At 65.8% G+C, this 22,693-nt stretch carries 20 protein-coding genes and 1 tRNA gene; 17 read left to right on the forward strand and 4 right to left on the reverse strand.

Translation table 11 applies throughout. From position 1 onward, the window contains the following. The first annotated feature begins 31 nt into the window (after positions 1 to 31). The 3 genes from ACXMDY_RS04005 to ACXMDY_RS04015 all read left to right on the forward strand — a co-directional run bounded on the left by ACXMDY_RS04005 (position 32) and on the right by ACXMDY_RS04015 (position 3,915). Complete coding sequence (locus tag ACXMDY_RS04005) at positions 32 to 805, forward strand: sigma-70 family RNA polymerase sigma factor (RefSeq protein WP_259703262.1); 774 nt, start codon at positions 32 to 34, stop codon at positions 803 to 805. Between the two features lie 423 nt (positions 806 to 1,228). After that, positions 1,229 to 2,833, forward strand: coding sequence for a DUF3370 domain-containing protein (locus tag ACXMDY_RS04010; RefSeq protein ID WP_259703323.1), 1,605 nt, complete (start codon positions 1,229 to 1,231; stop codon positions 2,831 to 2,833). Between the two features lie 17 nt (positions 2,834 to 2,850). After that, positions 2,851 to 3,915, forward strand: a complete 1,065-nt coding sequence (locus tag ACXMDY_RS04015; RefSeq protein WP_259703264.1) for a J domain-containing protein — start codon at positions 2,851 to 2,853, stop codon at positions 3,913 to 3,915. 857 nt (positions 3,916 to 4,772) lie between these two features. On the opposite strand, the gene ACXMDY_RS04020 is transcribed toward ACXMDY_RS04015, so the two are convergent. Next, positions 4,773 to 5,267, reverse strand: a complete 495-nt coding sequence (locus tag ACXMDY_RS04020; protein WP_259703265.1) for an allophycocyanin subunit alpha-B — start codon at positions 5,265 to 5,267, stop codon at positions 4,773 to 4,775. Between the two features lie 137 nt (positions 5,268 to 5,404). Here ACXMDY_RS04020 and rlmD point away from each other — a divergent pair, with 137 nt between their 5' ends. Continuing rightward, a complete protein-coding gene (rlmD, locus tag ACXMDY_RS04025; protein WP_259703266.1) occupies positions 5,405 to 6,775 on the forward strand; it encodes a 23S rRNA (uracil(1939)-C(5))-methyltransferase RlmD in 1,371 nt (456 codons plus the stop codon). A gap of 25 nt (positions 6,776 to 6,800) precedes the next feature. Here the strand turns inward: rlmD and pheT are convergent, their stop codons facing one another. Continuing rightward, complete coding sequence (gene pheT, locus ACXMDY_RS04030; RefSeq protein WP_259703267.1) at positions 6,801 to 9,272, reverse strand: phenylalanine--tRNA ligase subunit beta; 2,472 nt, start codon at positions 9,270 to 9,272, stop codon at positions 6,801 to 6,803. 111 nt (positions 9,273 to 9,383) lie between these two features. On the opposite strand from pheT, the gene rpmG reads away from it, so the two are divergent. From rpmG to ACXMDY_RS04045, 3 genes are all read left to right on the forward strand, one after another. Beyond that, positions 9,384 to 9,578, forward strand: a complete 195-nt coding sequence (gene rpmG, locus ACXMDY_RS04035; protein WP_255089032.1) for a 50S ribosomal protein L33 — start codon at positions 9,384 to 9,386, stop codon at positions 9,576 to 9,578. A gap of 77 nt (positions 9,579 to 9,655) precedes the next feature. Beyond that, positions 9,656 to 9,877: a 30S ribosomal protein S18 gene (rpsR, locus tag ACXMDY_RS04040; RefSeq protein WP_255089033.1), complete on the forward strand. Its 222-nt coding sequence runs from the start codon at positions 9,656 to 9,658 to the stop codon at positions 9,875 to 9,877. An 8-nt stretch (positions 9,878 to 9,885) separates the two neighbouring features. Further along, on the forward strand, positions 9,886 to 11,928 hold the full coding sequence (locus ACXMDY_RS04045; RefSeq protein ID WP_259703268.1) for an RNB domain-containing ribonuclease: 2,043 nt from the start codon (positions 9,886 to 9,888) through the stop codon (positions 11,926 to 11,928). Between the two features lie 27 nt (positions 11,929 to 11,955). On the opposite strand, the gene ACXMDY_RS04050 is transcribed toward ACXMDY_RS04045, so the two are convergent. Further along, entirely contained in the window at positions 11,956 to 13,743 is a 1,788-nt protein-coding gene (locus ACXMDY_RS04050; RefSeq protein ID WP_399241957.1) for an FAD-dependent oxidoreductase, read from the reverse strand. A gap of 111 nt (positions 13,744 to 13,854) precedes the next feature. On the opposite strand from ACXMDY_RS04050, the gene metG reads away from it, so the two are divergent. Both metG and lptC read left to right on the forward strand, forming a co-directional pair. Then, positions 13,855 to 15,429, forward strand: a complete 1,575-nt coding sequence (gene metG, locus ACXMDY_RS04055; protein ID WP_259703270.1) for a methionine--tRNA ligase — start codon at positions 13,855 to 13,857, stop codon at positions 15,427 to 15,429. After that, positions 15,426 to 16,574 carry an LPS export ABC transporter periplasmic protein LptC gene (gene lptC, locus ACXMDY_RS04060; RefSeq protein ID WP_259703271.1) on the forward strand — a complete coding sequence of 383 codons (1,149 nt, stop codon included), beginning with the start codon at positions 15,426 to 15,428 and terminating at the stop codon, positions 16,572 to 16,574. Before metG ends, lptC begins: the two co-directional genes overlap by 4 nt. Here the strand turns inward: lptC and ACXMDY_RS04065 are convergent. Beyond that, a complete protein-coding gene (locus tag ACXMDY_RS04065; protein ID WP_311133751.1) occupies positions 16,471 to 17,178 on the reverse strand; it encodes a cofactor assembly of complex C subunit B in 708 nt (235 codons plus the stop codon). The two genes, lptC and ACXMDY_RS04065, sit on opposite strands and share 104 nt — an antisense overlap. 104 nt (positions 17,179 to 17,282) lie before the next feature. Here ACXMDY_RS04065 and ACXMDY_RS04070 point away from each other — a divergent pair, with 104 nt between their 5' ends. From ACXMDY_RS04070 to ACXMDY_RS04105, 8 genes are all read left to right on the forward strand, one after another. Then, complete coding sequence (locus tag ACXMDY_RS04070) at positions 17,283 to 17,690, forward strand: tellurite resistance TerB family protein (RefSeq protein WP_259703272.1); 408 nt, start codon at positions 17,283 to 17,285, stop codon at positions 17,688 to 17,690. A gap of 40 nt (positions 17,691 to 17,730) precedes the next feature. Beyond that, the gene (gene psb32, locus ACXMDY_RS04075; RefSeq protein WP_259703273.1) at positions 17,731 to 18,411 is read left to right on the forward strand and encodes a photosystem II repair protein Psb32; all 681 of its coding nucleotides are present in this window, start codon (positions 17,731 to 17,733) and stop codon (positions 18,409 to 18,411) included. A gap of 6 nt (positions 18,412 to 18,417) precedes the next feature. Then, positions 18,418 to 19,560 (forward strand): proton extrusion protein PcxA, encoded by a 1,143-nt coding sequence (gene pxcA / locus ACXMDY_RS04080; RefSeq protein WP_259703274.1) that lies wholly within the window; start codon positions 18,418 to 18,420, stop codon positions 19,558 to 19,560. Further along, positions 19,553 to 20,101: a bifunctional adenosylcobinamide kinase/adenosylcobinamide-phosphate guanylyltransferase gene (cobU, locus tag ACXMDY_RS04085; protein WP_399241940.1), complete on the forward strand. Its 549-nt coding sequence runs from the start codon at positions 19,553 to 19,555 to the stop codon at positions 20,099 to 20,101. Before pxcA ends, cobU begins: the two co-directional genes overlap by 8 nt. 4 nt (positions 20,102 to 20,105) lie before the next feature. Next, positions 20,106 to 20,582, forward strand: a complete 477-nt coding sequence (locus ACXMDY_RS04090) for a tRNA (cytidine(34)-2'-O)-methyltransferase (protein ID WP_259703276.1) — start codon at positions 20,106 to 20,108, stop codon at positions 20,580 to 20,582. A gap of 131 nt (positions 20,583 to 20,713) precedes the next feature. Further along, positions 20,714 to 21,766, forward strand: coding sequence for a M23 family metallopeptidase (locus ACXMDY_RS04095; protein WP_259703277.1), 1,053 nt, complete (start codon positions 20,714 to 20,716; stop codon positions 21,764 to 21,766). An 89-nt stretch (positions 21,767 to 21,855) separates the two neighbouring features. Continuing rightward, the gene (locus tag ACXMDY_RS04100) at positions 21,856 to 22,518 is read left to right on the forward strand and encodes an NAD(P)H-dependent oxidoreductase (RefSeq protein ID WP_259703278.1); all 663 of its coding nucleotides are present in this window, start codon (positions 21,856 to 21,858) and stop codon (positions 22,516 to 22,518) included. A gap of 97 nt (positions 22,519 to 22,615) precedes the next feature. Further along, positions 22,616 to 22,689: transfer RNA gene (locus tag ACXMDY_RS04105), tRNA-Met, on the forward strand. Positions 22,690 to 22,693 lie beyond the last annotated feature (4 nt).

Below are 22,693 nucleotides of genomic sequence, written 5' to 3' on the forward strand. Positions count from 1 at the left end.
ACGCCTTTCTTGAGCTCTCTTCTTTTCATCCATGCCGATCCGCTCCACCGCCGCTCCAGTCCAGCGCGCCTCGCTCCGTCGTGACCAGGTCAACCGCCGCAACCAGCGGGTGGCCAGCTATCACGAACTGGTCAGGCCGATTGCCCTGCACTACAGCGCCCTCAGCCCGGAGTACCCGGACGATCTGATCCAGGTGGGACTGCTGGGTCTGATCCGGGCTGCCGAACTCTTTGTTCCCAGCCTGGGTACACCGTTTTCGGCCTTTGCCCGCCATCACATCCGTGGAGCGATCCTTCACTATCTCCGTGATCAGGCGGCTCCGATCCGGGTGCCGCGGCGGCAACAGGAGCTCGAAGACAAGCTGCGCCAGGTGATCCGCAGCCGCCAAAGCCTCGGACAACCCCCGGCCAGCCCTGAGGAGATCCGGGACGCTCTCGGGCTCGGCATCGAGCAATGGGAGCGTTTCCAACGCTTGCGGGGATTGGCCCGGCCCCTGTCCCTTGAGCTTCAGAGCCAGGAGCCTGCCGCACCGGAGTTGGTCCCTTCTGCTGCCGAGGAGGCAGGAGCAGCCATGGCCGTGCTGGCGCAGCTGGCTCCGGGTCCTCAGGCGGTGGTCAGGCAGGTGGTGCTTGAGGGCCACAGCCTTCGGCGCGTGGCCAAGGCCCTGAACGTGAGCCCGATGACGGTGCATCGCCAGCTGAACCGCGCCCTGACTCAGCTTCGCGACCAACTGGATTGTGGTGAGCGGGTCGTCAGTTCTGGCCTGAAGTCGCGTCGCGGTTCATCTGCTGTTCAAGCGTGTTGATCGCTGCTGTGACAGCGGCAAGCTGGCGCTCGGCGCCATCTCGCCAGAACGTGAGCATGCGCAGCTTGCGTTCCTGGTAGGTGCGACGCCGGCTTTGTGGATCGCTGTTGTCGCCGGGACAGCAACCGAAGGACGGGAACATGGGACGATGGCGCACAGCCAGATGGTTCTAGCCACTGCGTCTACCCGGTGGAGAGGGATGCTCTCAACACCTGCGTTACAGTTGTCTGTCTTGAGACCAGCATCAATCGTCAGGGCGCGCCCGTTGGTTCCGAAGAACGTTTGCAGTCTTCTCTCTTGTCAGTTCGCTTGAGTCAACTCACAAGATGCCGTGCCAGGCATGGTTTCTCGTTCCCAGCCGCCCTCGGCCTGATCGGCTGCGTCGTCCTGGTCACAGCACCGGCCCAGGCCTATGTGGCCCTGATGGCCGGGCAGTCGGCCCGTCCCCTGAACGGTGTGTTCAACACGGTGCCTGTGCTGCATTCGAACCAGCCGGAGGAAGTGTTCGGGCCCGGAATCCTGATCGACACGGCACCGGGCTCGGCCTACTCCCAGGAAACCGGCCAGCGCCTGGAGAATGCCACGTTCACTTTCAACGGTGAGTTCGGCCTTCACGCCCACCACAAGTATTTCCCTGAAGACGCCAGCCGCCTTGGCGGTCGCTATGTGCGCGGCAAGCTCACGATCGCCACGATCGTCACCAACCCAGGCAATCGGCCGGTCACCCTGCAGCTGGATCGTGGAGCTGTGCGCAACAGCTTCGAAGCTCCCTACCTGGCCAATCACCTGATGGGCGTGAAGCCGCTCGGTCCACGGCCTTGGAACACGGGGCCCGGCGATGCCACGGCCGTGATCATGCTCCGCAACCAGCGGGACCCGAAACTGCCCGAATTCTTCGTGATTCCAGCTCGGAGCCGGGCTGTTCTGTTCCATACCCGTCTGCCCGCCCGCGGCATTGCCAATGGTCTGCTGCGGGGTCGCAGTGATGGCCCCTTTCAGATGGCCGTGGTCGCCGCCGAAGATCCCCAGACCGATGCCGATCTGATCGCGGTTCTCGACCGCGGTGTCCTGGCTCCTGGCCGCATCTATCTCCGCATGCTGCCGGACATCAAGAGTGGCCGCGTCTTCTCCAGGGTTGGGGGTGTCGCCCTTGGTGATGCCTATGAAGCCAGCCTGAGTCACGATCTCAGCCAGGGCCCGCTGCATGTGCCCTTCACCAGCACCAACCGCACCACCTTCGGCACCCGGGAGGTTCAGGTCAATGCGCTGGCCAGCCGGATGCTGGATTCCTCCCTCGACAATGTCGGCACCTACGGCGTTCGCTTCGATGTGACCCTCAATCTCAAAGGCAGCGGGCCCTACGACCTGGTGCTCAGCCATCCGACCGCCAACGGCAGGCAGTTCACCTCATTCCGCGGCTCAATCGGCATTCAGACCCTGGAGGGTTACCGGGAGGTGCACGTCGGAATGCAGTCGGGCGAGAGCCTTTCCCTTACCTCTCTGTCGCTCAATCCCGGCGTCTACAACCCTGTGAAGATCAGCCTGGTGTATCCGGCGGATGCCACACCCGGCCACCTGCTCAGCGTTGTCCCTGCCGGACAGCTCGCCCAGTTGAGAGAACGCGAACGGCTGGTGGCCCAGGCTCGGGCGGCGGCGGCCGCTGCTGCTGCCAGGCCGAAGCCGCCTCCGGTCGCACCTCCTTCCGTTGCCAGCTCCCCAGATGGCACCAGGCAGACTGCCCCGCGCACGCAACCCCCGGCTTCGAAACCCCCGGCAGCGAAACCGCGGGCCGCAGGAGCTTCTCCCATTCTCAGGCCCACAGGCCGTGACATCCAGCCCCCCAAGCGCCCGGCTGTTCGCCCCCCGCTGATGCCGGCCTGGATCCAGCCATTGCCGCCGATTCCCCTTCCCCTGCTTAACCGCACCGCGCCGGGCAGCACCAGTGCTGAGATCACCCAGGTGCAGAATCGCTACGAAGAGGCCGCCGAAGCTCAGCAACGCTTTCTCAACAGGTTGATGGGGCGCTAGCCCTCCGTCGGTGTGCCGTGGTGAATGAGCCGGAGAACCAGAACCGCAGGCGGTTGAGCATCGATCTGCCGGTCGCCTGGGTGGAGGAGATCGACCGCTACCGCCGGGAGTGGGGATATCGCAGCCGTGGTCCGGTTCTGGAGCGCCTGCTTGATCAGTTGTTCAAAAGCGAGGAGGAACTGGCTGAACAGGGAGCAGCCAGCCTCCACGAGCCCCTGGAACTGGATGAACGTGGCGCCCTGGTGCTGGCTGCCAACACCCACCAGGCTGAGCTGGTGTTCGATGACGGTTTCCCCGACCTGGCTGAGGATGGCCCGCTCCTGCCCCATCCAACGAGCCGGTCAGCCTCGATCGATTCGAAGCCGAGCTCTGATCAACGACGGCGCAGCGTCGGCATCGATCTTCCCGGTTTCGTGCGTCAGAGATCGGATCGGCTGCGCCAGAGCCTCCATCCGGCCCGATCACCCGCCGAGCAGGAGCGGGAACCCCTGCCCCAGCTGGCTCCGGTCAATCTGGAGGAGGCTCTGGCGGCTGCAGGCGACCATTGGCTCTCGCTCTATGGCACCGAAGCGAATGCGGCGGTTCTGGAGGCCGCCATGGTCTGGTTGGGTCAGGAGATCTGGCCCCAGTCGGACCAATCCGACGGCCGTCCGTTCACCTGGTCGTTGGCGGAGCGATGGATTCTTGGTGTCGTGCCGAGCTGGCCGCTCGGACCGCCGAGCTTTGCCCGGGTCATCGTCGTGGCTGGTCTGCTGGAGGATCCGTTCAGCACAGGAACCCTCACCCTGCGGCTGCCGACCCTGATCCGTCGTTTCGTGCACCGGTTCCGCCGTCAGCACCGGGGCACCTCCTTCCAGACCCTGGAACACACGATGACCCTGCATGGGGCCCTGCGTCAGTTGCAGCTCCCAACCGATCACGGCCAACGGTTCACCCTGGACCAGATTCGGGAGGCCTACCGCGAGCAGGCCCTCAGCCATCACCCCGATGCAGGTGGCAGTGCCGATGCAATGCGGCGGCTGAATGAGGCCTACCAGCTGCTTAAGGAGCTGTATCGAAAACCTTCTCAAGTGGCTCAGTGATCCCAGGCGAGACCATTACTGAGTCTAGTGATGCGTCAAGACTGTGTTTGCTGAGATAAGCAGGTTCTCCAGCCCGATACGCCTGGATCCGTAGAGCAAACCTGGCCTGAGATCCTGTCCAGCCCTCTGCCAGCAGCCTGTCCAATGGCTTGGACACCGCCCAGATTTCAGTCATAGCAATCCTAGATAGCTCTGCGTACCTGCTACATAAGCAGGTACGCAAACCAGGATCCGGTTGGGTCGAGCCGGGGGCAGAGCGTTTCGTCCCCGTAGTCGAGACTTGAGCGATTTTTCCCCGAACCATCCAGTCGATTTCAAACGGCGCGCCTCAAGGGGGAAGCTCATGTTGTGTTGGTGAAATCATCAAAAAACAACGATTCCAGCGGAGAGATCGTTCACATGCAGCAGGGCGGGGATCAACTGCGCTGCTAATCGCCAGCTGCCTGATTGCTTCAACTCGACTGGCTCAACTGATACCTATTCCGAGACTCGCAGCGAGACCCACTCAAGACACTTGCAAGTTCCCTTCGAGACTCTTGCGAGACCCATTCAGGTTCGAGTGAGACTGACTCAGGGTTCTCCAAGGCCCATGAATCTCGTTATAGTCTTTCGATGAGTCCAATTAAGGGTCTCTGATCAGCCAAGCGAGACAACATCTACCGGCTCGACTGGCATGGCCAGGCGAAAAGCCGTGCGCCGTCCTGGCATCAGACCTGATGCAAGAACTTGCTTCAGGTCTTCCGTCAGATCACAGTTGCAGCTGTCCAGGCTGAGAATCGGTGTTGGTCCAGCAGTCTGTCGCTTGTGCGATAGCCAAGACGCTGTTTGGAGCCTTCAGCCGGGTTCGCCTGAATCGATCAGGCGGTGGTCTGCATCCCCTGGATCAGAAAATCGAAATAGGGTGATGCCACAGCGGCATCGCTGGAGCCAAGCAGAACCAGGCTCGCCTCCTTCAGGCAGCGCATGCTCTGAACCATGCCGGCCATCGGCACTCCGAGGCTGTTGTACATCTCGCGGGCGCCGACCAGGCCGATCTCCTGGATTTTTTCGGTGCTGCCGGCCATCACGCCGTAGGTGACCAGCCTGAGATACCAGCTGAAATCACGCAGACACTGGGCCCGTTGGCGCTGGCCATAGGCATTGCCGCCCTGGGCGACGTACTCCGGCTTGAGGGAAAACAGCTGCCGAGCCGATTCGTCGACGATCTTGCGTTCGTTCTCGCTGAGGGCACGGGCAATCCTGATGCGCTGGCTGCCACCCGAGAGAAACTGCGCCATCACGCGCAGTTCACCGCCACTGGGGTAGCGGAGTTGATCATCGGCTTGCAGGATCAGATCCCGGACAACGCTCATTCCGTCCACCATGCACGGCTTGATCCTATCGAGGCAATGCCCTTTGGCCGCTGCTGGCCCGCCATGTGTAACGGCCCTTTGCATCTAGGGTCAGGAACGCCCTTCCGGACTGCCGAGCGTTCCCAATGGGGTCATCCATGCCAGCGATCGGCTCCGAGCTGGAGCTCCTGGTCACCGGTCTCAACCATGAGGGCCACGGGGTGGCTCGTGTGGGTGGGCCTGGCCCTGAGCCTCAGGAGCTGGTGGTCTTCGTCGCAGGCGTCCTGCCTGGCGAGCAGGTTCGCGCCAGGGTCCGGCACCATGGCCAGCGGCACCTGATCGCCGAACTGATCGAGCGGCGCAGCAGCTCCCCGGATCGCCGCAAGCCCCCCTGCATCCTGGCTGGCAACTGCGGCGGCTGCAGCGTCCAGCATCTGGACGACCCTGCCCAGGCCCTCTGGAAACAGGATCTGCTCCAGGAAACCCTTCGCCGGATCGGCGGGTTGCAGCTGCCGGTGGAGCCGATCCTGGCCGCCCACTCGCCACTGGGCTACCGGAACCGCGCTGTGATCCCACTGGAGCGCACATCGGAAGGTCTGCTGCGGGCGGGGTTCTACCGCAGCGGCACCCACAGGATCGTGAACATGAACCGCTGCCCGGTGCTTGATCCCCGCATCGATCGCCTGATCACTCCCCTCAAGCACGACCTCGAGGTCAGCGACTGGCCTGTGGATGTCAATCTGCGCGAGGGGGGCGGGCTGCGTCACCTTGCCCTGCGGCTGGGACATCACACCGGCGAGGTGCTGCTCACCTTGATCAGCAGCCACGACGACCTGCCCGACCTGCAGGCGCAGGCCGAGATCTGGATGGATCGCTGGCCGGAGCTGGTGGGGGTTTGCCTGAATCTTCAGCCCCGGGCGACCAACACCCTGATGGGACCATCCACCAGCTGCATAGCCGGCAGACCCTGGTTGATCGAACGGTTCGGTGGGCTTCAGTACCAGATCGGGCCCGACACTTTCTTTCAGGTCAACACCCCCCAGGCCGAACAGCTTCTGCCCCTGCTCGATGCTGCTCTGCAACCGTCTCAGGCGGCCAGAATTGTTGACGCCTTCTGTGGCATCGGCACCTTCAGCCTGCCTCTGGCGGCAGCTGGAGCCCAGGTGCTAGGCCTTGAGCAGCACGCTGGCAGCATCGCCCAGGCTCGCATCAACGCCAGCCTCAATGGCCTGGCCGGCGTGGAGCTGGAAACGGCCGATGTGGCCGTCGCCCTGCCTGAGGCCCTGCGCCATGCCGATGCCCTGCTGCTTGACCCACCGCGCAAGGGGCTGCCTGCGAGCGTCTGCGAGGCGATTCGAGCAGCTCCTCCCCAGCGGCTGGCCTATCTGAGCTGCAACCCGGCCAGCCTGGCCAGGGATCTCGCCAGGCTCTGCGCTGAAGGATCCCTGCGGCTGCTCAGCGTGCAACCGTTCGATTTCTTTCCCCAGACCAGCCATGTTGAGGCTCTGGCCGTCCTGGAGCGGAGCTGAGCTGAGCCGCCCAGACCAGCTGCCTTCAGCTTCTCAGCTGGGCACCGAACTGGCGGTCGAGGGCGGCGCGGATCGCGGCATGGCATTGCTCCACATCGGCGTCGGTGAGGGTTCGGCGCGGATCCCTGTAGCGCAGCCGAAAGGACTGGCTGACAGCTCCGGCGGCTATCTGGTCTCCCCCGTAACGATCCACCAGCTCGGCCGACTCCAGCAGCGGTCTGCCTGCCTTGCGGATCGTGGCCAGCAAGGCCGCCGCCGTGACGTCATGGGGCACCACCAGGGCCAGATCCCGCTCCGAGGCAGGCACTGTGGCGAAAACCGAGAAGCTCGGCTGCCAGCGGTTGCGGCGGGTGGCGGCTGTGAGCAGCGCCTCAAGCGGCGCCTGAAACAGGTAGGTGGCCTCAGGCAGATCGAGGCGCTCAGCCTGGGCGGGATGGAGCTGGCCGAACCAGCCGATCACCCGTCCCTCCAGCACCAGCTCCGCTGCCCGGCCCGGATGGAGCAGCGGATGGCTGCTGAGGGGTCGGTCCTCACAGGGAATGGCCAGGCTGGCCAGAGCCAGCTGAAGCACGCCGCGGGCTTCGAAGTAGTCGGGATGCCGTGGCTTGCCGCCACTGCTCCAGAGCTCGGCGCGGCGCTCTCCGCAGATCAGCCCGGCCAGCTCAGGGCGCTCCTGCGGCACGGCGGATCCTGGGATCAGCTCGAAGACAGTGCCGATCTCGAAGCCCCAGAATCCAGGCTGGGAGGCCTGGAGATTGCGGCGGGCCGCCTGGAGCAACTCTTCGATCAGGCTGTCGCGCAGGTGGCTGTAATCGGCCAGCAGGGGATTGGCGAGCGGGGCCCGGGGCGCCGTGGCCAGTGCCGAATCACCGGAAACAAGAGACAGGGTGCACAGTTCCTGCAGGCCGGCGGTGCAGAGGGTCTGACGCAGGCGACGCTCCGCCCGCTGGGATGGCTCCAGGCCACCGGGGCGGATCGGATCGGGAAGGTGGCAGGCGAACTGGTCGTAGCCGACCAGGCGAGCCACCTCTTCAATCAGATCCACCTCCCGGCGCAGGTCCATGGCCCGCGAGGGGGGCACCGTTACCAGCCAGCCATTCGCTTCGGGTTCCAGCTGGCAGCCCAGGGCTGAGAGGGTCTGCTGGATACGTTGGTCATCGAGGTCGCCTTCCTGGCCATCCACCAGCACCGGCCCGAGCAGTTGGTGCAGCGCGTCGCGGCGCAGCAGCAGGGGCGGCTGCGACTCCGCTGGACTCTGATGCAGCCAACGCCCGATCAGTTGTGCCCCGGTGAGTTCCTGAAGCAGGCTGACGGCCCGATCCGCCGCCGCCAGCGTGACCTGGCGCGGCAATCCCTTCTCGAAACGCAGGCTGGCGTCGGTCCGAAGCCCGACGCTGCGGGCGCTGCGTCGCACGGCCTGGGGGGCGAAGACAGCCGCCTCCAGCCAGATCGTCCTGGTGTCTTCCTGGACGCAGCTGTTTGCGCCCCCGATCACCCCGGCCAGGGCAACGGCCTGGCCGGCGTAGGTCACCAGCAGGGCTTCAGGGCTGAGCTGATGGCTGACGCCGTCGAGCCCGGTGAACGGTTCTGCCTCAGTGGCGCCGCGCAGGCCGATGCGCTGTGGTGAGGCCTCGCTCCCGCCCGCAGCGGTCGGCTCCAGACCAGCCAGCCGGTCTGCGTCAAACGCATGCAGCGGTTGACCGGTTTCCAGCATCACCAGGTTGGTGACATCGACCACGTTGTTGATCGGCCGCAGACCGGCACGCTCCAGGCGTCGCTGCAGCCAGGGCGGTGAAGGCTCCACCCTCACAGAACGGAGGGCGGTGAGGCTGAACAGGCCGCCAGCCTCGATCGCCTCCCGATCAGCCGGGGGAGGATCGAGTGGTTGCGCTCCGATCGCCTCCGGCAGCTCGCCGAGCTTCAGGGGAGCGCCGGTGAGGGCGGCCACTTCCCTGGCGATGCCCAGCATCGAGAGACCATCAGGTCGGTTGGCGGTGATCGCCAGCTCCAGGATCTGATCATCGAGGCCGAGGGCCCCAGCCACAGGTGTCCCGGGCGGTGGCACCTCCTGCAGCAGCTCATCGAGCACCGCAATGCCGGCAGAACTGCCACTGAGGCCAAGCTCCTGGAGGGAGCAGATCATGCCGCTGCTGGCCACTCCGCGCAGCTCGGCGGGCTTGATCGTGAGATCGACGGCCGGTAGGTGGCTGCCCACCAGGGCCACCGGCACATGAATCCCGGATCGCACATTGGCGGCACCACAGACGATCTGCAGCGGGGCTTCAGCCCCGACCTCGACCTGGCAGACACTGAGCTTGTCGGCGTTCGGGTGCGGCTGGCGGTCTGTGACCAGGCCCACCACCACGCCGGCGGCCCGGGCGGCCAGATCCTCGATCCCCTCCACTTCGAAGCCGGCGATCGAAAGACGCTCGGCGAGATCGGCCACCGGCGTGTCGCAGGCCACGAGCTCCCTGAGCCATTGGAGCGAGACCCGCATCGTTTCTCAAGACCCGTCAGCCTGGCGATCCTAAGGAGGGTGGGGTGGGAGGCCGGAGCGTTAGGATAGTTCGTTGTCAGTTCGCCTCGCATCAGCGGAGCACGTCCTTTCATGGCCAAGAACAAGGGCGTCCGGCTCGTGATCACCCTCGAGTGCACGGAATGCCGGTCCAATCCCGCCAAGCGTTCTCCCGGGGTGTCCCGTTACACCTCCCAGAAGAACCGTCGCAACACCACAGAGCGGCTTGAGTTGAAGAAGTTCTGCCCGCATTGCAACAAGAGCACGATCCACAAGGAGATCAAGTGAGTTCCAGCCTGGCTGTCCGCTGACGGGCAGGCTGCCGCGTTGCCATTCCCTTCTTCCAGCTGCCGTTCTCCCAATCCATGTCCAGTTCCTTTTTCAAGAAGCGCCTTTCGCCGATCAAACCAGGCGACCCGATCGACTACAAGGACGTCGATCTGCTCAAGAAATTCATCACCGAGCGTGGCAAGATCCTGCCGCGTCGGCTCACGGGTCTCACTGCGAAGCAACAACGTGATCTCACCAATTCGGTGAAGCGGGCGCGCATCCTGGCCCTGCTGCCGTTCGTGAATCCGGAAGGCTGAGCCCGGCCTTGTCCCTCCAACCGGGCGACCTGGTCGGTCTGATCGGCCCCAAGGGGCCTGAGCTTGGCCTCGTTGAGAGCCTGAATGGTTCCAGGGCGGCCCTTCTGGTCGGTTGGGAAGGACGCGCCCAGCACCTTCCCCAGCGTCAGCTCGATCTGCTTGCCCATCACCGGGGAGCGGAAGCACCAGCCACCCGTCTGGGCCAACCCCCCTGGCGGCTGGTGGAAGCGGAGTTGCCCGCTCAGCGGCCTTCGGCGAGGGATTTCGGCGCCGCCTGGTTGCTGCTCGGGGAAACCAGCTGTGAACTCGAAGATTTTGTGGCGCTGATCGCCACCACCGACACCCCGACGGCCCGGGCCGCCTGCTGGCTGGCCCTGCAGGATCCCGGCCAGCCGTTCTTCCGCTGGCGCCATGGCCTGGTGCAACCCCGCTCCCTGCGGGATCTGCGCCAGTTGCGCCATGAACGGCGCCTGGGCCGTCTGGCCGAGCAGCGCCAGCAGGCCTGGTCGGAGCTGTTGCGCCAACGTCAACCGATTGATCCGGCCGGTCTGGCCCCGGCTCAGCGGCTGCAGCTGGAGCAGCTGCTGGGCTTCGCTTCCGGCGTCAGTGACACCCCTTTACCGCTGGAGTTGCGCCGTGCCCTGCAGCAGGCCCATTGCGAGGCTCAGGCCGGGCCGATTCGCCACCTGCTGGTGGATCTGGGCCAGTGGGAACGCCATGGCTTGCCCTCCCTGCGCCAGACCGTCTGGGAACGGGGCTTCGAGCCTGCCCTGCTGGCCGAGGCCGAACGCCTGGTGGCTGCTGCTGCCCAGGAGCGGCCAGGCGATCGGGATCGGCTTGATCTCACTGCGCTGCGCACCTACAGCCTCGATGACGCCGACACCGCCGAGATCGATGACGCCCTGTCCCTAGAGACGGTTGGTGACGGTCGCCGCCGGCTCTGGGTGCACATCGCCGATCCAGGCCGCCTGATCGCTGCCGATTCCCCTCTGGATCTGGAAGCCAGGCAACGGGCCTCCAGCCTTTACCTGGCCGCCAGGGTGGTGCCGATGTTTCCGCTCAGCCTGGCGGCCGGACCGTTCAGCCTGCGCCAGGGCCAGCGCTGCGCCGCCTGGAGCACGGCGATTGAACTTGATTCGGATGGGGCCGTGCACTCCGCTTCGATCCAGCGGAGCTGGGTTCGGCCCACCTACCGGCTCACCTACGCCGATGGTGACGAGTTGATCGAGCTGGCTCCACCGCAGGAAGCCGATCTGGCCGAGTTGCATGGTCTGCTGCTGCTCCGGCGTGGCTGGCGGGAGCGGCAGGGGGCCCTGTCGATGGAGCAACCGGAAGGGCGGATCCGTTGCCGCGACGAGCGGGCCGAGCTTGAGGTCACGGAGCTCTCGGCTGCCCGCGCCCTGGTCGCTGAAGCGATGATCCTCAATGGCGCCGTGGTGGCCGACTACGGGGTACGGCATGGTCTGGCCCTGCCCTATCGCAGCCAGCCCGCCTCCGAGCTGCCTCCGGCCTCCGAGCTGAACGCCCTGCCTGCCGGCCCGGTGCGCCATGCGGCCCTGCGTCGCTGCCTCAGCCGCGGCAGCAGCGGCGTGCGCCCAGCTCCCCATTTCAGCCTCGGGCTGGGCGCCTATGTGCAGGCCACATCGCCGATCCGGCGCTACGGCGATCTTCTCGTGCAACGCCAGCTGGCCGCCCTGGCGGACGAGGGGGGCACCCCCCTCGACGAGCAGGGCCTGGCCGAACTGCTGGAGGGCCTCGATCCGGTCGTGCGCGAGGGCATCCAGATCAGCCGTGAAGATCAGCGCCACTGGCAGCAGGTGTGGTTCGAGCAACAGCGCGCAGAATGCTGGGACGGCCTCTTCCTTCGCTGGCTTCGCCCCCAGGACCGGCTGGGACTGGTGCATCTGGAGTCCCTGGCCCTGGATCAGGCGGTGCTGTGCCCTGAGACCAGCAGCCCCGGTGATCCGCTCGTGGTCCGTGTTTCGGCAGTTGATTCCCTGGCCGATCTGCTGCGGCTGGAGGCAAGCCTGGCCTCGAGCCGTGGCAGGTGAAGGAGGCTCCAGCTGCCGCCGAGCCGATCAGGGCAGCAGCCTGCTGGCCCGCAGCCATGGTCCCCAGGGGTTGGCGACGGCCACCAACGCCAGCTGACAGCCATCATCCTGCTGCTGCAGCCAGCGATGCAGACCGGGCTCCAGGGTGATCAGCGGCCAGTCCTGGCCCTCCGTTTGCAAGCGATAGCTGCAACTGCCATCCACCTTGAGGGTGCCTCTGAACTCCTGTTGATGGGGCTCAGCCGGGGCCTCCGCTGGACTCGGCGGCCTCGCCTCGCTCCAGCAACCCGTGGTTTCCAGCCTGGCCGGGCCATCCAGGGCCGCCAACTGGCGCAACCGCCACTCGGGATGGTGCCAGGCGGTATCCCAGATCGGCACGGGGCCGGCCGGAGCCTGGCGATCATGAATCAGCTCCTCCTGGATCCGCCGCACCGGCAGGTCGGCCAGGGCCAGGCCCCCCTGCACCGCCAGCGCCGCCGCCGCACCGGCCGCCTGGCCGATGTTCAGGATCAAGGGCTGAAGCCTGGTGGCGCCGTTGGCCATGTGGCTGCTGCTGAAGCCCTTGTCGGCTGCCAGCAGGTTGTCGACATCTCCACTGACCAGAGCGCCGTAGGGAATGCAGAAGGGAGTGCCGCTCCAGCGTCCGCCCCAGCGACAGCTTTTCGGGGCAAGCGGCCAGTCGTCGCCGGGATAGTGGTGATCATTGGCGTAGTTCCCCACAGCGATGGATTGCACCGTCCCATCGATCCCCAGGGGCAGGGGTGCGATCCGTTCCCCGGCAGCGCCGGGCAGCAGATCCTGCTCCCTGACAACGGTGTGGCCCACCATTCGCCGTCCTTCGCGCCAATAGGGCATCAGGGCCAGGGGTGATCGGCCCTGCAGATCCCCATGGCCCTGCTCCGGGAACACCCCGGTGGCCTCCAGCCAGCCGGCTGAGGCTTGCTGAAGAGCTGCGGCGAAGGCGAGGCTGTGGGCCTGCATCCGGGCAAACAGATCGTTCTCGGCAGCGGGGTCGCCGCTGAAGGCGGCATCGAGATTGCCGTGCCAGTCGTTGCCGTGCAGGGGCCAGTTCAGCATCACCAGGCCGCCCGGCAGGCGCCCGTAGGTGAGGGTGCGCTCCAGGCCGAAGGCTTCACTGGCCCGCTCGAACGGGGCCGTGGGGGGGGAGCCGGGAGGGCATGATCCGTTGCCAAGCTGCCCCATCACCACCCAGGTCGGTGACTGCACCGGCTGCTGAAGGAAGAACGGTTCCCGCTCCAGCCGCTGCCGGGGGGGCGCACTCGGCTCCTCCCAACTCTCCCGGGCTTCCCAGCCCAGCCGGAAGGGCACGGCCGCCAGGGGGAACAGGTCGCCCCGGTCGCTGCCATCGATCAACACATGGAGCCGGATCCGCAGGGCCTGGCCGCCGCGTTCGATGGCCAGGGCGAGGAGCCGTGAGCCCTGGCGATCCACCCCGTTCAAGGCACAGCCGCTCCACCAGCGCAGGCGGGGTTCAGCTCTCACCCAGCGGCGCAGGATCGCTTCGGCGCTGGCGGGCCGCCAGCCGAAGCAGCTCACCCAGTTCTGATCCAGCCCTTCGGGCTCCTGCCGCTGCAGTTCCCGCAGCAGGGCTCCCCAGATGCCCGTCTGCCAGGGGGTGAGTTCATTGCCATCGGGGCAGCAGACGCCGGCGGCGCTCACCATTCCCCCCAGCCAGGGCCCCGGGGTGAGCAGCAGGGTGTCCGTGCCACTGCGAGCCGCCTGCAGGGCGGCTGCCACGCCGCCACTGCCGCCGCCCCACACCACAACGGCGGCATCGTCGTCGATCCTGTTGATGGGTACCACCTGCTCGATCGGGCCGATTCTGAACGGCGAGCGACGCTGGGTAAGATCCAGCCCCGGCGCAGGGCCCGCTCTGGCGGCGCAGCGGGCCCTTCATAACCGTCGATGACCTACACGCTCACCACACCGCTCTATTACGTCAACGACAAGCCGCACCTCGGCAGTGCCTACACCACCCTGGCCTGTGATGCCCTGGCCCGTTACCAGCGACTGATCGGCGAGCGGGTGGTGCTGGTCACCGGCTGCGATGAGCACGGCCTCAAGATTCAGCGGACCGCCGAGGCCGCCGGCCTCACCCCCCAGGCCCATTGCGATGCCGTGAGTGCTCAGTACCAGGATCTCTGGAAGCGCTGGCGGATCAGCAACGACCGCTTCATCCGCACCACTGATCCCCGGCACCACAGTCTGGTCGAGCAGTTCTTCCGACGGGTCGAGGCCGCCGGGGATGTGGTCGAGGGCCGTCAGCAGGGTTGGTACTGCGTGGCCTGTGAAGAGTTCAAGGACGACGCCCACGAAGCTGACGATCCGGAATGTCCGATCCACCGCCGACCCCTGGAGTGGCGCGATGAACGGAACCTGTTTTTCCGGTTGTCGCGGTATCAGGGAGCGATCGAGGCGCTGATCGCTCAGCCCGGCTTCATCTCCCCTGCCAGTCGTCGCCGTGAGGTGGAGAACTTCGTCGGCCAGGGCCTGCGTGACTTCTCGATCTCGCGGCTCAATCTTCCCTGGGGAATCCCGGTGCCCGGCCATCCCGATCACACCTTCTATGTGTGGTTCGACGCCCTGCTCGGCTATCTCACCGCCCTGCTCGAACCGGGCGATCCGCCCGATCTGGAGCTGGCGGTCAGTCGCGGCTGGCCAGCCCGCGTGCATGTGATCGGCAAGGACATCCTGCGCTTCCACGCCGTCTACTGGCCGGCCATGCTGCTCTCGGCGGGCCTGGAGCCGCCGCGCCAGGTGTTCGGCCATGGCTTTCTCACCCGGGAAGGCCAGAAAATGGGCAAGTCGCTGGGAAATGTGCTCGATCCCGCCGTCTTGCTTGATCAGTTCGGTGCCGATGCGGTGCGCTGGTATCTGCTCCGTGACATCGCCTTCGGCGAGGACGGCGACTTTCAGCAGCAGCGCTTCCTCGATCTGGTCAACAATGACCTCGCCAACACGATCGGCAACCTGCTCAACCGCACCTCCTCGATGGCTCGCCGCTGGTTCCAGGAGAGTGTTCCTCCCACCGTGGAGGGCCGCTCCCCGGGGCATCCACTGGCGCTGGCGGCGGCCGAGGCCCGCCAGCTTGTCCTGGAGGGGATGGCACGCCTTGATTTCCGTCAGGCGGCCGAAGCCGCTCTGCAGCTGGCGATCGCCGCCAATGGCTTCCTCAACACCCAGACCCCCTGGAGCCGCATCAAACAGGAGGAGGAACGCCAGTCGGTGGCAGACGATCTCTATGCCGTGCTGGAAGCCAGCCGCCAGGTGGCCCTGCTGCTGGCGCCTCTGCTGCCCGACCTCTCCGCGCGGATGATGCTTCAACTGCAGCAGCAGCCCCTGGAGAGCGGGGTGATGGCGGATCCCGCCGCTGCAGCCACCTGGCTGGATCAGCTCCGCTGGGGAGGCTTGCTGAGCGGTCTGGAATTGCCGCAGCCGGAGCCGGTGATGGCGCGGCTGGAGCCGATCCCGTCACCATGAGCCGTCTGCTGTTGATCCTGCTGACCAGCTTGCTGGGCAGCCTTCCCCTGCTGAGCTGCAGCCGGACCCCGGCCGCCAAACCCAGCCCGCCCCAGCCCTTCGTGTTCCGCAGCCTCGATCTGCGCCAGCAGGATGCCAGGGGTCGCCCCAGCTGGGAGCTGATCAGCCCCCTGGCCCGCTACGACCTGCAGGGCCGCCGGGCGACGGTGCAGCAGCCCCGCGGGGTGATTTATGCCGGCGGCAAACCCAGCTACCGGATCGAGGCGAAGCGCGGAACCGTGCTGAACGACGGCGAGCTGATCACCCTGGAGGGCGCGGTGCGGATTCAGGTGCTGGGGCCCAAGCCCTCGGTGATCTCCGGCGACCGGGTGCGCTGGACCCCGAAGGCGCAACGGATCTCCATCGACCAGCGACCGATGCTCGTGGACCGTTCGTCGCGCCTGACAGCCAGAACAGCCCTGTTTCTGATCGACCAGAGCAAACTGGAACTCCGGGGTGACACGCGGCTGATCAGCCAGAAACTCGACCTCAGGGTCGCCCGGGCCGACTGGTTCGCCAACACAGGTGTCCTGCTGGCCGCCGGTCCGGTTCTGGGCACAAGGCGCCTGGGCAAGGGGCCTGCTCAGACCCTCACCGCCTCCGCCCTCGAGGGCAACACCCGGGATGAAGTTCTCGACGCGCTCGCGCCGGTGCGCTTCACCGATCCCGCCCAGAACACCGTTGTCGATGCCCAGCGGGTTCGCTGGACCAGCTCCACCCAGCGGCTCAGCACCCTGCAGCCATTTTTCGGTCGCAGCGGCAAGCTCCAGGTGCGGGGTGAGTCCCTGGAAGTTCAGCTGGATCAGCAGTGGGCCCTGATCCCCACCGGCTGTGATCTGCGCCAGCCGGGTGAGAAGCTGCTGGCCCGGGAGTGTGTCTACAACTGGGACACCCGTTGGCTCATGGCCCGTGGTGGTGTGGTTCTGACCAGGGATGCCAATCAGCAGATCACCCGCAGCACCGAGGCGCTCGGCAGGGTGGGAGGTGATGGCCTCGCCACCTTCAGCACGCCTGGCGGCAGGGTGAATTCCCAGCTGCGGATTCCTCCGGCCTCGGATCGTTCCCCGGACCAGCCTGAACGCTCCAGGCCTCCAGTGGTGTTCTGAGCTTCTCGGCCCACCCCTCGATCCAGGCTTCATCAGCGCGGCTGAAGCACCGCGGCGACCATCCCCCCAGCACCAGCCAGCCGCCACCGCTGATCGGCTGCACCAGCACGGCGGGGGTTCCGGCCGGCAATCCGCTGAATTCAGCAGCACCGGGATAGAGCTTCAACGTCACCAGCGACACAGCCTTGCCGCCCTGCCGGGCGCGCTGGCAGATCGCTCCCGGCTCGAAGGGCTGGGCGCCGAGCACCCCACGCCGCAGGATCGATTGCCCCTGCCAGTGCAGCACCAGGCTGGCCGCCGGGGTTGCGGTCAACAGCATGCGGCTGCCCCAGCTGAGCTCGGCGGCCAGCTCTGCCGGCAAGCCGGCGATCAGCTCCAAACCCTGCGGTCCCCCCAGTTCCACCCGATCAGGGGCGGTCGGGGTGGCACGGGTCCAGAGCAGGGCCACCAGCATCAGGCCCACGGCCATCAGGCTTGCCAGCACGGCGGCGCGTTCCAGGGGGGGGCTCAGTTCCGGAGCGCTGCACTGATTGATCAGGCACAGCACCAGACCGAGCAGGCCTGCCCCCAGGCAGAGGCGGGCCGCAGCGGGCAGACCGGTCACGGCAATCCGGAGGGGGTTCGTGGGAACGCTGACACAAGCAGTGCCGGAGTGGTGCCATCCGTGAGAGGTTGACTCGATTGCATGCCCGCCGAGGGAGCGCCCGAATGAATGCCAGCAAGGCGTTTGCCGCCATCGCACTGGCTGCGGTGGCCTCCGATGGAGCAATGGGCCGGGAGGAGGCCAAGGCGCTGCGGGGCCAGCTTGATCACCGCACCCCATTTGCCGGGCTTTCTGATCAGATCATCGGCGCCATGTTCGACGACCTGCTGCTGATCCTCCGCAATCAGGGACTGGACCAGCTGGTGGCCGAGGCCATCCCGGCCCTCGACGCTGATCAGCGCGAAACGGCCCTGGCGGTGGCCGCCCAGCTCGTGCACAGCGACCGGCTGGTGGAGCCGGCTGAGCAGGCCTTTCTGGATCGCCTTTCCAACCAGCTGGCTCTACCGGATGGACGGGCCAGCCAGATTCTCGAGGTGATTGAAATCCTGCACCGCGACAGCCTGGCTGGCTGAGGGCAAACTGAATACAGTTCTGTTCTGTAGGCAGCGAACCGTGCGTCCGTTCCCACCGTTCTCCCGTTTGCTGGGCATCCTCGCGGCGCTGATGATCCAGCTCCTGCCACTCCAGCCTGCTCTAGCGGCCTCCGCCAGGGATTTTCCAGCCCAGGCCCCCCTGAACCACGTCACCGATGCGGCCAGCCTGTTCAGCCGCGCCACGGCTGCCGAGCTGGAAAAGCGGTTGGCCGCGTTTGAGGCGAGCCATGTGCAGGCCAGGCTGGTCACGGTCGGACGACTCGACTACGGCCTGGAGCTCGACAGCCTCGGCGCTGATCTGATCCAGCGCTGGAACAGCATCTCCACGACGGGAGAGCCTTCCCTGCTGCTGCTGATCGATGGCCAGACCAACACCGCAGCGGTGAAGGCATCGCCCGACCTGCTGGAGCAACTCCCCGCCAGCCTGCTGCGCAGCACGGCTGACACCACCATGGACATCCCCCTGCGGATGGGCTCGCGCTACCGCCAGGCTTCGATCGATGCCCTGAATCGCCTGGAGCAGGTGCTCAGCGGCGCCGATGATCCAGGCCCGCCTCTGGAGCTGGAGCAGCCCGTGGTTGTCACCAGCATCCCGACCCAGGCCGAAACCGCTGCGGGAAGTGGCTTCACCTGGGTGGTGATCCTCCTGGTGGTGGGGACGATTGTGCCGATGCTCACCTGGTGGGTGTTTTCCCGCTGACCGCCGATGACCCTGCGTGATTGGATTGGAACGTTCGGTAAGGCGCGATCCACTGATCTGAGCCTTGATCTGGAGCGGGCCTATGAGGCGGCACTGCTGATCCAGGGCCTGGAGCTGGAGTATTACAACGATCGCCCCGTGCGGCCGGAGGTGAATCTCAGCCTGCCGCGCTCGGTCCAGGCCCAGATGTTGCGGCGCTTCCGCACCGCTCTGCAGATCTGCAGCCAGTTCATCGACGACCTTGAAGGACGGGAGCATGAGCTCGACAGCCAGGAGCGGCGCCAGCTGCAGTTGATCGAATCGGTGGAAGCCCGCTATAGCAACCGTTCCCCCCTGCCGGCCCTGAGCCGCTCCCCAGAACTGCTGCCCCGCAGCCTGATCGGCGTGGTTGAAAGGGTTCGCCGTCAGCTCGACCCGGAGGCTGAGGCCTCGGTGGTGGCCGGCTTCCGCCGCCGCCGCGACACCACCCTGGTGTCCCTGCGGATACTGCTGCTGCTGATTCTGGTGCCGTTGCTGATCCAGCAGGCCAGCCGCACCTTTTTGATCTCCCCCCTGGTCAACCGGCTGGCACCAGATGTGCCCTTCCTCAGCTACACCAAGCCCCAGCTCGAGGAGGAGGCGGTGGAGCGGCTGCGGATCTACCGGGCCGAAATCGAGTTCGACGCCCTGCTCAAGGGCGATCAGCTGCCCACCCCCGAAGCGCTGCATCTGGCCCTGGCCGCCAGGGCTGAGCAACTCAAAGAGGAGGCGGATGGTCAGAGCACCCGGGCCATCAAGAACGTGCTCTCCGATGGCTTTGCCCTGCTTGGCTTCGCCTTGATCTGCGTGTTGGGCCGAGATGACATCCGGGTTCTGAGGGGTTTCCTCGACGAGCAGATCTATGGTTTGAGCGACAGTGCCAAGGCGTTCGCCATCATCCTGTTCACCGATATCTTTGTTGGGTTTCACAGCCCTGAAGGTTGGACTGTGTTGCTCGATGGAATATCAAACCACCTCGGACTCCCGCAGCGAGAAAACTTTGTTCTGTTGTTCATCGCCACATTCCCGGTGATTCTTGCCACCATCTTCAAGTATTGGATCTTCCGCTATCTCAACCGCGTCTCTCCATCCTCGGTGGCCACGCTGCGCAACATGAATGGCGGTGGCTGAACCTGGCCTCACCCTGGTGACGGGCCCCGGTCGCGGTGGCAAGAGCCGCTGGGCCGAGCACCTCGCCGCCAGCAGCAGCCTGCCGGTGATCTATCTCGCCACCGGCCCACTCCGGGAAGGGGATCAGGGCTGGCAGCAGCGCCTCAGCCTGCACCGGCAGCGCCGCCCCGCGAGCTGGCCCACCTGGGAAGTGGCCGGAGCGCTCAGCCAGGCCCTTGATCAGGCGGAGCCCGGCCAGCTGCTGCTGATCGATTCGCTCGGCACCTGGTTGGCCCATCACCTGGCGCTGGACGCCGGTGACTGGAGTGATTGCCAGGCGGAACTGCTCGAGGCGCTGCTCCGGTGCCGCTCAGACCAGCTGATCGTCTGTGAGGAGGTGGGCTGGGGTGTCGTACCGGCCACGGCGATCGGGGGATTGTTCCGTGACCGGCTTGGCGAGCTTCAGCAGCAGCTGCATCAGCGTTGTCAGGCCAGTTGGCTGGTGGTGCATGGCCGTGCGATCAACCTGCTGGCGCTCAGCCAGCAGGTGCCCTGCGGCTAGTTCCATGCCTCGGCTTGTTCTCTTCCAGCCCCAGATCCCCCCCAACACCGGAAACGTGGCCCGCACCTGCGCTGCCACCTGCACCGAGTTGCACCTGATCGCTCCACTGGGGTTCAGCCTTGAGGATCGCCAGCTCAAGCGGGCCGGCCTCGATTACTGGCCCTGGGTGCAGCTGCACCTGCACAGCAATCTCCAGGCCTTTGCCAGGGAGCGCTCCGAGCGCGGCGGACGGCTGGTGGCCCTGAGCAGCCAGGCGGATGCTCCCTACACCCACTTCAGATTCGCCGACGACGACTGGCTGCTGCTGGGCCGCGAAACAGACGGGCTGCCTGCCGAGGCGCTGCAGCTGGCCGATGCGCAGCTGACGATTCCGATGCCAGGTTCGGTGCAGCTGGGTGGTGGCGTCCGCAGCCTCAACCTTTCGGTGGCTGCGGCGATCGTTCTGTTTGAAGCGATCAGGCAGTTGGAGAGAGGGATCTGATCCTTTCCCTCGCTCTATTCAGGCCCCATGAGGAACGGGTGAGACTTGTGCCTGGAGGTTCATACCGCTACTCTCGGCGCGGTCCGGGGATGCTGGCTTCTCCACCGGGCTTTGTTCCTCTGGGGATTTGCATGAAGCCTTACAAACTCCTCTGGCCCCTGGCGGGGGCCGTCCCGGTGCTTTCGCTGGTGGCCGTTGGAGCCATTCCCGGCAGTGCTGACTCCCGCTCATCCGGTTGGGACACCCTGCCGGAGGCCATCTCGGCTGAATCTCATCAGGTGGCAGCGCTGCCGGAGCCCAGCACGGCACGGCTCTGGGCGAAGGTCCGCTTCGGGATCAGGCTTGATGAACTGGCCTCCCAGCTCCGCTTGCCCCCCTCCGGACTGGCCCAGCTCAACGCCCTTGAAGCGGACCACCGCCTCCGAGCCGGGGACTGGGTGATGCTGCCTGCCAACAGAGGCGAGCAGGCCAGGCAACTGGCTTCCATCGATGCTTCCGAACTTCGCCGCCGGGCACCCCTCTCAACACCACCTCCGCTGGAAGCCATGGGCGTTGTGCGCCTTGGCGACAATCTTCGCAAGCTTGCCCAGCGCTATGGCATGAGTCTTCAGGATCTGTTACGGCTCAATCCCGGGCTGCAGGCAGCAGGCCTGGTGGCCGGCACCCAGATCCGGGTGGCCAATGCCGCGCCGGTCCGCAGTCGGATGATCCTGGGTCTCAATCCTGTCGGCAGCGGTGGCCTGAGCTGGCCTGAACTGCCGAATTTCGGGCGTCCTGCCGATGAGTCACCCCGTCCTGCCAATTCCACCTGGATCTGGCCGAGCCGTGGGGTGTTCAGCTCAGGCTATGGCTGGCGCTGGGGGCGGATGCACAAGGGCATCGACATCGCCAGCAATGTCGGAACTCCGATCGTGGCGGCCCGCTCCGGCCAGGTGAGCTTTGCCGGCTGGCACGACGGTGGTTACGGGTTCATGGTCGAGATTCAGCATGAAGACGGCAGCAAGTCGCTTTACGCCCACAACAGCCGCCTGCTGGTGCAGGTGGGACAGGTGGTGGCGCAGGGGGTGACGATTGCCGAAATGGGCAGCACCGGACGCAGCACCGGTCCCCACCTCCATTTCGAGATTCATCCTCCCGGCCGTGGTGCCGTCAACCCACTCACCTTTCTGCCTGGCCGGGCCTGAACGGTTGGCATTGATTCATTCCGGCTGGCTGGCCACGGCTTAAAATTCAGCTCAGGACTGACAACTTTTCTGCAGCCAGGTCAACTTCAGTGCAGACAGCTCCTCTGGCCACGGATCCCTCCTCCCTACTCACTGCCCTGCAGTGGCGCTATGCCACCAAGGTGTTCGATCCCGGCCGCCTGATTGCAGCCGACACCTGGAGCGCCCTCGAAGCCGCCCTGGTGCTCACGCCATCCTCCTACGGCCTGCAGCCCTGGAAGTTTCTGGTGATCGATGATCCGGCTCTGCGCTCCGAGCTGCGACCGTTTTCCTGGAACCAGAGCCAGATCACCGATGCCTCCCATCTGGTGGTGTTCCTGGCCCGGCGCTCGATCATCGCTTCAGATCTGGACCGATTGATTCAGGCCACCAGCGCGGCCCGTGGCCTGCCGTTGGAGCAGCTCGGCTTCTATCGCGATCTTATCCAGAAGGATCTGGTGGATGGTCCGCGCAGCGCCATGATCGACCAGTGGTCCACCAATCAGGTGTACATCGCCCTGGGCAACTTCATGACCGCCGCCGCCCTGCTGGAGGTGGACACCTGCCCGATCGAAGGCTTTTCTCCGCCCGATTACGACAGGCTGCTCGGCCTGGATACATCGGGCTATCGAACGGCGGTGGTCTGTGCGGCCGGCTACCGGGCCCCGGAAGACAAGTACGCCAGCCTGGCCAAGGTGCGCTTCCCTGCCGCCGAGCTGATCGAGCACATCTGAATCCGCCCCGCCTCGCCTTCCCTTCACTGCTGGCTCTGGTCCAGTGGGTTTTCGGGTGTGTCCATCCGCTGCCCATCGTCTAGGTTTGATCGCTGGAGGCTCGGTAGCTCAGCTGGTTAGAGCGTGGGATTCATAACCCCAAGGTCGGGAGTTCAAGTCTCCCCCGAGCCATTGA

Source organism: Cyanobium sp. ULC082, from assembly GCF_977927535.1.